The sequence below is a fragment of the Flavobacterium sp. TC780 genome (assembly GCF_056783245.1).
This window is the reverse complement of sequence record NZ_JBXBAV010000092.1, coordinates 23123-34966: the sequence shown is the minus strand read 5'-3', so window position 1 is coordinate 34966 and position 11844 is coordinate 23123. Positions and strand designations below refer to the sequence as shown.

Below are 11844 nucleotides of genomic sequence, written 5' to 3'. Positions count from 1 at the left end.
AAGGTTAATACATGCTCCTGTTGTTGGGACGACCTAATATACATAACCCCATTTTGGATTCTCTGCTGATGGATTCTTAGAAAAATCTAAATATTCAGCAATATCCTCTTTACCACTTGCTCCATCTCGAATAAAATTAGGATTTACTCCTTTATTATGTTTGTATAACGTTCCTGTTGCCCACCAGCCTACATTACCTTTTGCATCTCCATACATCACATTTAATCCAGGCGCAGCAATAAGACTGACTGCCTTCTTAAAATCATTTTTATTTTTAGCATGCGAAATACCATAAACAGCATCTAGAATTTTTATTGGCTGTTGTGTATAAACCCAAGACATTGCTATTGGCTTAGTGCTACTCCTTAAATCTTCTATTAATCCATTCATAATAGGCCCATGTCGGCTTATCTTGACATCTACAACAACATCTGATGAATCTTTTACTTTTATAATTTTCTTTCTAGTCTCATATTTTTCATAACCCTTTGGTGTCTTATACTCATTAGAATCTCCCTGCTTATTTTCTTCTTGATAAAAGTCAATGTCATCGTTTTCAAACATTGTCAATCCATAAGCATAATCTCTATTATGCCCTAATAAAGGATATGGTGTTCCTGCCAAATAACAGCCATACAGTTCAAAATCTGGGGTTGCTATATGAGCCTCGTACCATGTTCCTGGCTGTGAAAACCCAATATGGGGATCATTAGCAAAAATAACTTTACCATTTTTTGTTCTCTGTGGGAGCTATTACCCAACTATTACTTCCTATAAATGGTGGAATTGGAGATTTTTCAAGAAGCGAAGCAACCGATTTTGAAATTACAGCATACTCTTCTTGGGTTTCTTTTGCATTTCTTATTTGTGTAGTATTCAATTCGCCATTTAAACCAAAATCTTTTAAATATTCATTTCCATATTTATTACGAATATCAGTCATTAAGGGATCTGTCTTTTGAGCAATTGCAAAACTAAATGACATATATCCAAAAATATTATACACATCTTTTATAGTAAATTTTTGTTTTTTCACGCCAACCAATTGAAACTCTATTGGCGTTACTCCTTCATCCATATATTGGTTAATTCCATCCAGATAAGCCATTGTTAATTGATAACTCTGGCTATTTTTATCTAATTGAGCTATTGCTTTCTCCGATGCTTCCTCTATTCCTAAACCCGAAAAAAACTTGTCATTTTTTAGCATTACTGATCCAAAAATTTCTGACAATCGTCCTGATGCTATGCGACGCATTAGCTCCATTTGCCACAAACGATCTTGAGCGTGTACATAACCTAAAACAGTCATGGCTTCTTTTTGGGAATTAGCATAAATATGCGGCACTCCAAAATCATCAAAATATACCGTTGTCTCTTTTTGAATATTCTTCAGTTTTACTTCTCCTTCGTATTTTGGTTTTAAATGAAAAATATAAGTACATAAACCGATTCCTAAAACAACAAGTACCAAGAACAAAACGAGCAGTATTTTTTTGATTTTTTTCATGCTTCTAAATTGTATAAATAAATATTTTAACGAAATGTATTATTATCAAAATCACAATTGTATCTAAAAGTTATTCCTTTTAAGTCTTTAAATTTATATATTTAAAATAAAATACGCACTAGATGTCTTTAAATAAAAAAATAATTATAGGAATCCTTTCGCTTATAGCCCTCTTGTTTTTAATAAACTCAGGATTAAATTTTTGGGTAAAAAAACAACTTCCTAAAATCATTCAGGACAATAATAAAACGCCATATCAAATTACTTACGAAGATATAAAAATTGACCTTTGGGCAGCAGACATCTATGCATCTAACATTGTTGTCAATCCTAAAAATGCATCTAAAGATAGTGCTGCCAAAATTGGAATTTATTCTAAAATCGAGACAGTTGCTATAAACGATTTTAGTATTTGGAATCTTGTATTTAATGATGTTTTACGCGCCAAAAGTATCACGATTGATCGTGCTCGGGTAATATTATACAAAAAAGATGAAAAAGCAATCGACAATAGCAATAGCATTCGCACACAAATAATCGAGCCTTTTCAAAAAATCATTGTTGTTTCTAATATTTATCTCAATAAAGCGAGTTTAGATATTATGTCTACCAAAACAAACAAACCCATTTTATACACACGAAATATTGCCCTTGTATTAGAAGGAATTCTTATTAATGAAGAAACACTTAAACAGAAAATCCCCTTTTCGTATCAAAAATATGCTCTAAATTGTGATAGCACATATTACAAACCCAACTCGTTTTACACTATTAATGCTTCGAAAATAGCAACTAATAATCATTCATTAAAAGTAAAAAACTTCAGTTATATCCCTTTATATCTCGTCATCAATTTGTACAGAAAATAACTAAAGAAAAAGATCTTTTCACCGTAACAGCAACGGACATTAATATCAATTCAATGAATTGGGGCTTTAAAAATGATCTGTTCTTCTTTAATGCAAATTCTATTGTTTTTGACGATTTAGATGCAAATATTTATCGTAATAAAATACCCGAAGATGATGTAAGCAAAAAACCATTATATAATTCTTTACTCAGAAAAATTCCGTTTCCTCTTAAAAATTGATACTCTTTCTATCCAAAATTCAAAATTAGTATACGAAGAAGAAATCAATTTCCAGAAAGGGTCTGCAATATTAACTTTCAGTCGTTTTAACTTAAACGCTACAAATCTGCAGAGTGGTTTTGGATTAAAAAAGGTAGCCGATTTAGATATCAAAATCAATTGTCTTTTTATGAAAAATTCTCCTTTAAATGTACATTGGACATTAAACGTTCTGGATAAAAACGATAGTTTTCGTATAAAAGGAAGCATTGCAAAATTTGATGTTCAGGCAATGTATGCGTTTACAAAACCATATACTAATACTTCATTTAAAGGTACTTTTGATGATTACCATTTTGACATTACTGGAAATGATAAAAAAGCCACAGGAAATGCAAGTTTAAAATACAAGGACTTAAAAGTTACTTTATACAAAAAGAAAAATCCAGAAAAAGAAGCAAAATTAAAAAGTTCTTTAGCCAATTTAATACTTAAGAAAGACTCCGATAATGAAGCTAAAAAGACAAAAATAGAATTAGATCGAATTCAGGAAAAGTCTTTTTATAATTTTTTATGGAGATCTATAGCAGAGTCTTTCAAGAAGATTTTGATTTAATTATCTAAAAAAAGCAACTTAATTCGCTATAAACATGACATATATCAGTTTTTAAATAAAATGATTTTACAACATTTGTCATTTATTAAATTTTATAATAATAGCAAATGACAAAAACCCCTATACACTCTTTTCATATTCCTGTAATGGGACTCGCTTATACTATTGATAGCCCGATTCGAGTAGCTAAATATGGTATTTCATCCGTAATTTCGATTGCAGATGATGAGTTAATTGAAAAGATGACTGCTTTTTATTCTGAAAAGTTCAATTCTTCTTATCAGGAAATAAGTCAAAAAATTCACGATTACAGAGCCAAGCGCATTACAACCTACTTAAATTTAGTAGACAAAATCGTAAAACAAAAATTTGAAAGTTTCAAAACCGAATTATCTGAAAGCAAACAAGTTCTAGAGAATTACATCTCGATGCTACCTAATACTTCTGAGATAAAAAAAGGGATTTTAAACTTAATGGAAGATGGTATTTCTTTTAAAGAAAACATCCAAAATTATATTGAATCACATCTCTCTGCAGGTGCTATCGATGTAAACATAATGACAAAACTGGATAAAGATAACTTTATCAAAGACGAACAATTACCTATTGAATTTAATGATGCTCATGCAGCCCTTCGCGGTTTTGCTAACAGTAATCTAGAATCTTCTTTAGTTCTTTCTGCAGGTATGAATCCTAGATTATATAGCTACTTCGAGAATTTTCCAGATTTTTTTCCAAATAGTGATAATGAGCTTAAAAAGAAAATCATTCTTAAAGTAAGTGACTTTAGATCGGCTATGATTCAAGGTAACTTTTTGGCAAAAAAAGGACTTTGGGTTTCTGAATATCGTATTGAGTCTGGATTAAATTGTGGTGGACATGCATTTGCTACTGAAGGTTTGTTGTTAGGTCCTATCTTAGAAGAATTCAAGCAGAAAAAAGGCCAATTGATTCAATCTGCTCATGATTTGATGGTAAAAGCGTTACAGCAAAAACAATTTTTAGTTCCTGAAAATCCTTTACCCCTTAAAATTACCGTACAAGGAGGTGTAGGAACTGCCGAAGAACACGAATTTTTGCTAGATAATTATAATGTAGATTCTGTAGGTTGGGGAACTCCTTTTTTACTAGTTCCTGAAGCGACATCTGTTGATCAACCTACTCGAAACTTATTAATGAAAGCCCAAGAAGAAGATTTATACTTAAGTCATATTTCTCCTTTAGGCGTACCATTTAATACCTTAAGAGGTACTTCTAACGAAATTCTTAAACAAAAACGTATTCATGATAATAAAGCCGGCAGCTCTTGTCCAAAGAAATTTTTGGCGTTAAGTAAAGAATATGACCCAAAAGGAACTTGCTCTGCTTCTAAAAAATTTCAGGATTTAAAATTAGCTGAATTAGAAACTATAAAAAACACTCTTTCTCCAGCATTTTATGAGAAATCTAAAGCTGCTATTACTGAGAAATCATGCTTATGTGTAGGACTAGCAAATGCTTCTTATATAGAGAACGACATTAAAATAAAAGGACAAGCTCAAGGTGTTGTTATATGCCCTGGTCCTAACATGGCTTATTTTGATCAAGAAGTATCTTTATCTGACATGGTACAACACATTTATGGAAACAAGTCGGTTATACGTGTTGAAAATCGTCCAAATTTATTCGTGAAGGAATTAAAAATGTACTTGGATTATTTTAAGAAAGATATCGAAAATATTTCGGCAGAAATAACAGCTGCACAAACTAAAAAATTACAAGCTTTTAAAGACAATCTTTTAAGCGGAATTGAATACTACGAAAATCTGATAACAGCTTCTCCTTACTTTAAAAAGAATAAAATAGAAATTCAAAATCAATTTAATGATTATAGAACGAAACTTATTGCTATAGCTATTCCAGCTTAAAACAATTAATATCATTTCTTTATTATACAAAAAACCACCTCTAAAAATTAATTTGAGGTGGTTTTTCTATTTGAATATAACTAACTTTTATTCGAAGAATAGTGGTCTCTTCTATTCTTTTTTCTTTTTTCCGTCTATAATTGCTCCAGTTCCTGCTCCAACTCCTGCACCTGCTAATCCTCCTATTATTGCACCTTCCCCTTTTTTCTTACTGATAATTGCTCCTGTAACTGCTCCAACACCTGCTCCAATTACAGCTCCTTTTGCAGTCGAACTCCATCCTTTTTTCTTTGGTGCCGCAGCTGCAGCTGGTGCTTGCTGATTAACAACTACTACCTTTTGTGGTACTGCTTCTACCTGAGCTTTCTCCTTTTCTTCCTGAACTTTTACCATCTCTGTTTTCATTGAATCAATAACTTTTTGCTTATTAATTTCAACTTTCATAGAATCAATACTCGCTTGTTTAGCTTTCTGAATATCTATCTTCCCTTGATTCTGACACGAGATAATCGCAAAAGAGAATAGTATTAAATATAATGTTTTCATGATTGTAATTTTTAGGTTCTTACTAACATAGCAAAGTAAAGCCTAAACTTTTTGTATGTGATTACATAATTTCAAGAGATCGTTATAAAATTAAACGATGCAAAAAAGTCAGCTAACTCATAACGTTTGAATTAGCTGACTTTAAAATATTTTATTTATTTAAATTTAGATTATTCTAAAATTCCTCTTTTTAAAACTTGTCCAAATTCATACATATCTTCAAAAGAACAATACAAAGGAACGGGAGCTAAACGAATAACGTTAGGTTCACGCCAATCGGTAATAACACCATTTTTCATTAAATAATCAAATAAACTTCGTCCTTCTCCATGCAAAAACACAGATAATTGTGATGCTCTTTCCTTAGGATCTGCTGGAGTAATAACCTCAAAATTTCCTTTTACTTCCTTATCTATTTCATGTAGAATATATTCAAGATAAGCTGTAATCTTATCTCTTTTTGCAATCAGAACATCCATTCCAACTTCATCAAACATTTCTACTGATGCTAAATAAGGTGCTAAAGAAAGTACTGGTAAATTACTTATCTGCCAACCATCTGCTCCGTGTACTGGGTCAAAATTGGGTTCCATTTTAAAACGACGTTCTTTATTATGTCCCCACCAACCTGCAAAACGAGGTAAATCTGGATTATTATGATGCTTTTCGTGCACAAAACAACCAGATGCATTTCCTGGTCCTGAATTCATGTATTTATAACTACACCAAGCTGCAAAATCAACATTCCAATTATGTAATTCTAATTTTATATTCCCTGCTGCGTGTGCTAAATCCCAACCTACTTTAGCACCTGCTTTTTGTCCAGCTGTAGTGATCGTTTTCATATCAAAAACTTGTCCTGTGTAATAGTTCACTCCTCCAATTAATACTAAAGCCAATTGATCTCCTACTTCTTCAATTTTTGCCAAAATATCTTCTAATCGGATATTGTGTTCTCCTTCACGACGTTTAATTTCTACAATAGCGTCTTCTGTTTTATAGCCATGAAAATGTACTTGACTCTGAAACATATATTGATCTGATGGAAATGCTTTTTCTTCGCAAATAATCTTATATCTTGTTGCTGTTGGTCTATAAAAAGAAACCATCAATAAGTGAAGATTAACTGTTAATGTATTCATCACAGTGACTTCACTTGGTAAAGCCCCAACAATTTTACTAAGCGGTTTAGCAAAACGTTCTTGGTAATCCCACCACGGTTTTTCGGCATAAAAATGCCCTTCAACGGCAAGATTTGCCCAATCAGCCATTACTTCATCAACATATGATTTTGTACGCTTTGGTTGTAATCCTAAAGAATTTCCAGTAAAATAAATAACCTTTTTATTATTCACTTCAGGAAAAATAAATTCGTCTTGATATTTGCGCAATATATCTTGTGAATCAAGTTTTTGTGCAAATTCACGGGTGTTTTCGAAAGTCATTGTTAAAATTTTGTTTGGTAAATGTAGAAAAAAAAAGGACTAAGACAAAAGTAGAAAGCTATAAGCCTATGTTAAAAATAAATACAATTAATTCGATATATTTGATTTAATTTAAAATTATAAGCCATGTTGAAACATAATTTAAACATCATTATCATTTCTTTAGCAGTAGTTATCTCTGCTTATTTATTTTCAAATGCCTTTCAAAATAGAAATAAAGGTAACGACACTATTAGCGTTACTGGTTTAGGAAAAACAGATTTTGTTTCTGATTTAATTGTTTGGAGCGGTTCATTCTCTAAAAAGAGTCTTACCCTAAAAGAAGCCTATGCCTCACTAGATAGTGATAGAGAGAAAATAAAAAGCTATTTAACCAGCAAAGGAATCAAAGCTTCAGAAATGGTTTTCTCTGCAGTAAACTTCAATAAAGATTTTGATACTTCGTACAATGAAAACGGAACTCCAAAACAGCAAATTTTCACAGGATTTACATTAACACAAAATGTAACCATACAATCTAAAGAAGTAAATAAAATTGAGGAAATTTCTAGACAATCTAGTGAGTTAATAAACTCTGGAATCGAATTCTATTCTAATCCTCCTGAATATTACTATACAAAACTAGCTGAACTCAAAATAAAAATGATTGCAGAAGCAACCAAAGACGCTAGTTCCAGAGCCAAAAGTATTGCCGAAAATGCAGACGCTACTTTAGGAAGATTAAAAAAATCTGACATGGGAGTTTTTCAAATTACAGGACAAAACTCATCTGAAGATTTTTCTTACGGAGGCTCATTTAATACAACTTCAAAAAACAAAACTGCTAATATTACAGTAAAACTAGTATATCAGGTTAATTAAATTCTAAAAAAAATCTCGCTATTAAAATAATAGCGAGATTTATGAATTAACCTTATTGTATATTTCTTAGATGATAAGCATTGCATCACCATAAGAGTAGAATTTATATTCTTCTTTTATAGCTTCTTCATATGCTTTTTTCATTAAATCATGTCCACAGAACGCAGAAATCATCATTAATAATGTTGATTTTGGCGTATGGAAGTTTGTAATCATACAGTTTGCAATACTAAAATCATGAGGAGGGAAAATAAATTTATTTGTCCAGCCTTCAAAAGGATTTAATGTGTTTTGTGATGAAACAGAACTTTCAATAGCACGCATTGATGTTGTTCCTACTGCACAAATGCGTTTTTTGTTTGCTTTTGCATTATTAACAATCTCACAAGCTTCCGGAGTAATAATTAGCTCTTCAGAATCCATTTTATGTTTTGATAAATCTTCAACCTCAACAGGATTAAAAGTTCCTAAACCTACATGAAGTGTTACTTCTGCAAAATTTACTCCTTTAATCTCTAATTTTTTCAAAAGGTGTTTTGAGAAATGCAATCCAGCAGTTGGTGCTGCAACAGCTCCTTCTTCTTTAGCATATATCGTTTGATATCTTTCTGCATCTTCTGGAGTTACGTCTCTACTGATATATTTAGGAATTGGAGTTTCTCCAAGTTCTGTTAATTTATTTCTGAATTCTTCATAAGAACCATCATAAAGGAAACGTAATGTTCTACCACGAGAAGTAGTATTATCTATAACCTCAGCAACCAACGAATCGTCATCACCAAAGTATAATTTATTTCCGATACGGATTTTACGAGCTGGATCAACCAAAACATCCCAAAGGCGTTGCTCTGAATTAAGCTCTCTTAATAAGAAAACTTCAATTCTTGCTCCAGTTTTTTCTTTTGTTTCCGTACAAACGAGCAGGGAAAACTTTTGTATTATTTAAGATAAGAACATCACCATCATCAAAGTAATTGATTACATCTTTGAACATTTTGTGCTCTATAGTTTGTTTTTTACGATCAATTACCATCAAACGAGACTCATCTCTGTTTTCAGCTGGAAATTCAGCTAAAAGTTCTTTTGGTAAATTAAATTGAAAATGAGATAATTTCATGTAGTCTATTTATTTAGAGTGCAAATATACGATTGTGAGATAGGCGTTGTCAAGTCTTTTGGCTTTTATTTAGTTTAAAAATTGCAAACTTCAAAGTTTATCCATGATTTTAGCCGTAAACATTGATTATTACACAACTATTTCTGTTGTCTCAAATCCTAAATTTGTTAAATCTTTCCAAAAATCTGGATAAGATTTAGAAACTACCCCTGCATCTTCTATAATTATTGGCACTTTTAATGCTAACGGAGCAAATGCCATTGCCATACGATGGTCATTATAAGTAGCAATTTTTATATTTGGATTAATCTCATTTGTAGCAATAAGCGTTAAACTATCATTCGTTACTGAAATAGCAGCCCCCAATTTAGTTAATTCAATTCTTAAAGCTTCTAATCTATCTGTCTCTTTAATTTTTAAGGTATGTAAACCCGTTAAATGGCAACCTATTCCTAATCCAAGACAAGTAACCACAATAGTTTGCGCAATATCTGGAGTATTATTTAATTCGAAGTTTACCGTTTCAAATTTAAAATTTGACTGTTTAGTCAAAGTCATTTTATTATCTTGAAACGTAGTTTGAACTCCCATCTTCTCATAAAGTGATACCAATGCTGAATCTCCTTGTAAACTATTTTCTTTGTAACTACTAAGCGTGATCGAAGCTGTATCGGCAAGAGCCACCAAACTAAAAAAGTAAGAAGCTGAGCTCCAATCTGACTCTACAACCATCTCTTTTGCACTCACTTCTGATTTTGGATATACTTTAATTACATTTCCTTCAAAACTAGTTTGAATTTCTAAATCATTAAGTAAAGCCAAAGTCATTTTTATATAAGGTATAGAAGTAATTTCTCCCTCTAATGTAAGCTCTAATCCATTTTCTAATTTAGGCGCTACAAGCAACAATGCAGAGATATATTGACTACTTACATTGGCAGCTAATGTAACTTTCGAAGCTGTTATTTTTTTCCCTTTAATACGAATTGGAGGATATCCTTCGTCTTTTAGGTATGAGATCTCCACTCAGCTGAGCCAAAGCTTCAACAAGTATCTTAATCGGTCGTTCTTGCATTCTGCTTGAACCTGTCATTACTACTTCTCTACCTTCATTAACCGCAAAATATGCCGTTAAAAAACGCATGGCTGTTCCTGCATGATGAATATCTACTATTTCTTCATTATCAACTAATGCTTTTTGCATTACTTCGCTATCATCAGAATTTGATGTGTTTGCCAAACTAATATTCGGAAACAAAGCCTGTAACAATAATAATCGATTTGTTTCGCTTTTTGATCCAGTTACTGCTATTTGTCCTTGTAAATTAGCTTGAGATGTTTTTAATAGTAAATTCATTGTAGGGTAATTATTTTATGCGTTTTGACAAATTTATTTTAAAAAAAGGATACTCCAAAGCTTTACCCTAACTTATCACATTATTTTAGTTTATCGTTGTTTTTATGACGGTCTTTGTCTCGGATAGATTTCAAATCCATTTTCTTATCAAAAGCTGCCTGAAGATCAATCCCTGTTTGATTTGCTAAACATAAAACGACAAAAACTACATCGGCTAATTCTTCTCCTAGATCTTTATTCTTATCACTTTCTTTTTCTGATTGTTCTCCGTAACGACGTGCAATAATTCTGGCTACCTCCCCTACTTCTTCTGTAAGTTGTGCCATATTAGTTAATTCGTTAAAATAGCGAACTCCATGTTCTTTTATCCAAGTATCAACATCTAGTTGAGCATTTTTTAAATCCATTTTTATATTTTTTTTAAAACTATTTTTTCATTTTGACTGGTAGTTATTTTCTGAAAAAAAGCTTTTAATCCGCTATATTTCTCTGCAGCAAAAATACTATTGTTAATTTCTTTTAAGCTACTTATTTGAATTTTGTTTCCTTCACTTGATACATTTAACAGATAAACTATTTCTTTATTCTCAACGAAATTCGAAGAGGGGTTGGCAATGATTCAACTACATATCCATCTGGAATTTCTATATTTAAATTAATTTTTTCTTGAGTTGGGTATCCAAAATAAATGGGCATATGCCTTACTTCCTGATTAAAAGGGTTTTTAGATCTTGTAAAAAACAACAATGGCTCAATAAAAACCTTTCCTCCAATAATATCTACCTGATTGTCTGAAACCAATGAAAATGTTTCTATTACAGGATCTTGAAAATTAGTATTCTTATTCTCTATTGTATAATCTGAAATTTTCAAATCTCCCAATCGACTTTCCAATCTTTCGAGATAATTTTCCTGATTACCATTAGCATTTTGGGCTCTAAAACGATATGCTTCGTAATCGGTTCTTTGAATTCTAATTTTACCTTCTATTTTACCCAGATTATCAACTTTAACCACCAAATTTATAAGCTCTTTTGATGTTTTTGTTGGCATTAAATTAACCTCATTTGATGTTCCGTCATCTTTAATCAATCTTCCTTCCCAATTGAGAACATTTAAAGGTAAAACTCCTGGATAAGTAAATTTACGAGCTGCATCTAGAAATATTTGTTTTCCATCAATCTCAGCAGCAGCGATTACATAATTAAAACCTATTCTTGTGGGATAAACTGGTACTCCGTTTTCTATTGTACTTACTAAAACAGGGTGTACATCAATACCAGCCAATTTGAGCATATTAATTAAAATAAAGTTGATCTCGGCTGTATTTCCTGTTTGATCCTCATAAGCCTTTTTCACACCTTTATCGGTATAACAATCGCTAACCTCATTCCAATTCATTTTGTTCTGAACAAA

Annotated in this window: 9 protein-coding genes and 3 pseudogenes; 5 read left to right on the top strand and 7 right to left on the bottom strand. The window is 31.6% G+C overall.

The features are described from left to right. Positions 1–36: 36 nt before the first annotated feature. Positions 37–1510, bottom strand: a pseudogene (locus tag AC1RYN_RS09725) (penicillin acylase family protein); the annotation flags it as partial. A 122-nt stretch (positions 1511–1632) separates the two neighbouring features. Here AC1RYN_RS09725 and AC1RYN_RS09720 point away from each other — a divergent pair. The 4 genes from AC1RYN_RS09720 (at position 1633) to AC1RYN_RS09705 (ending at position 5102) form a co-directional block, all read left to right on the top strand. Then, complete coding sequence (locus AC1RYN_RS09720) at positions 1633–2379, top strand: hypothetical protein (protein WP_481806814.1); 747 nt, start codon at positions 1633–1635, stop codon at positions 2377–2379. 53 nt (positions 2380–2432) lie between these two features. Then, positions 2433–2600, top strand: a complete 168-nt coding sequence (locus AC1RYN_RS09715) for a hypothetical protein (protein WP_481806813.1) — start codon at positions 2433–2435, stop codon at positions 2598–2600. Between the two features lie 169 nt (positions 2601–2769). Beyond that, positions 2770–3195: a hypothetical protein gene (locus AC1RYN_RS09710; protein WP_481806812.1), complete on the top strand. Its 426-nt coding sequence runs from the start codon at positions 2770–2772 to the stop codon at positions 3193–3195. Between the two features lie 107 nt (positions 3196–3302). Beyond that, a complete protein-coding gene (locus AC1RYN_RS09705; protein ID WP_481806811.1) occupies positions 3303–5102 on the top strand; it encodes a hypothetical protein in 1800 nt (599 codons plus the stop codon). Between the two features lie 111 nt (positions 5103–5213). Here the strand turns inward: AC1RYN_RS09705 and AC1RYN_RS09700 are convergent, their stop codons facing one another. Next, positions 5214–5648: a glycine zipper family protein gene (locus AC1RYN_RS09700; RefSeq protein ID WP_481806810.1), complete on the bottom strand. Its 435-nt coding sequence runs from the start codon at positions 5646–5648 to the stop codon at positions 5214–5216. A gap of 170 nt (positions 5649–5818) precedes the next feature. Beyond that, entirely contained in the window at positions 5819–7093 is a 1275-nt protein-coding gene (kynU, locus tag AC1RYN_RS09695) for a kynureninase (RefSeq protein ID WP_481806809.1), read from the bottom strand. A 126-nt stretch (positions 7094–7219) separates the two neighbouring features. Here kynU and AC1RYN_RS09690 point away from each other — a divergent pair, with 126 nt between their 5' ends. Then, a complete protein-coding gene (locus AC1RYN_RS09690; protein WP_481806808.1) occupies positions 7220–7954 on the top strand; it encodes an SIMPL domain-containing protein in 735 nt (244 codons plus the stop codon). Positions 7955–8020: 66 nt separating this feature from the next. Here the strand turns inward: AC1RYN_RS09690 and queA are convergent. The 4 genes and pseudogenes from queA to AC1RYN_RS09670 form a co-directional block, all read right to left on the bottom strand. After that, positions 8021–9071 (bottom strand): annotated as a pseudogene (gene queA, locus AC1RYN_RS09685) (tRNA preQ1(34) S-adenosylmethionine ribosyltransferase-isomerase QueA). A gap of 129 nt (positions 9072–9200) precedes the next feature. Further along, positions 9201–10428: pseudogene (locus AC1RYN_RS09680) on the bottom strand (3-phosphoshikimate 1-carboxyvinyltransferase). An 80-nt stretch (positions 10429–10508) separates the two neighbouring features. Next, positions 10509–10835, bottom strand: a complete 327-nt coding sequence (locus AC1RYN_RS09675) for a nucleotide pyrophosphohydrolase (protein ID WP_041518431.1) — start codon at positions 10833–10835, stop codon at positions 10509–10511. Positions 10836–11001: 166 nt separating this feature from the next. Further along, complete coding sequence (locus tag AC1RYN_RS09670) at positions 11002–11829, bottom strand: hypothetical protein (RefSeq protein ID WP_481806807.1); 828 nt, start codon at positions 11827–11829, stop codon at positions 11002–11004. Positions 11830–11844 lie beyond the last annotated feature (15 nt).

Bases quoted from the DNA above. Each gene is read 5' to 3' on its own strand.
- AC1RYN_RS09720 (WP_481806814.1), top strand. From the start codon at position 1,633: ATGTCTTTAAATAAAAAAATAATTATAGGAATCCTTTCGCTTATAGCC.
- AC1RYN_RS09715 (WP_481806813.1), top strand. From the start codon at position 2,433: ATGAATTGGGGCTTTAAAAATGATCTGTTCTTCTTTAATGCAAATTCT.
- AC1RYN_RS09710 (WP_481806812.1), top strand. From the start codon at position 2,770: ATGAAAAATTCTCCTTTAAATGTACATTGGACATTAAACGTTCTGGAT.
- AC1RYN_RS09705 (WP_481806811.1), top strand. From the start codon at position 3,303: ATGACAAAAACCCCTATACACTCTTTTCATATTCCTGTAATGGGACTC.
- AC1RYN_RS09700 (WP_481806810.1), bottom strand. From the start codon at position 5,648: ATGAAAACATTATATTTAATACTATTCTCTTTTGCGATTATCTCGTGT.
- kynU (WP_481806809.1), bottom strand. From the start codon at position 7,093: ATGACTTTCGAAAACACCCGTGAATTTGCACAAAAACTTGATTCACAA.
- AC1RYN_RS09690 (WP_481806808.1), top strand. From the start codon at position 7,220: ATGTTGAAACATAATTTAAACATCATTATCATTTCTTTAGCAGTAGTT.
- AC1RYN_RS09675 (WP_041518431.1), bottom strand. From the start codon at position 10,835: ATGGATTTAAAAAATGCTCAACTAGATGTTGATACTTGGATAAAAGAA.
- AC1RYN_RS09670 (WP_481806807.1), bottom strand. From the start codon at position 11,829: ATGAATTGGAATGAGGTTAGCGATTGTTATACCGATAAAGGTGTGAAA.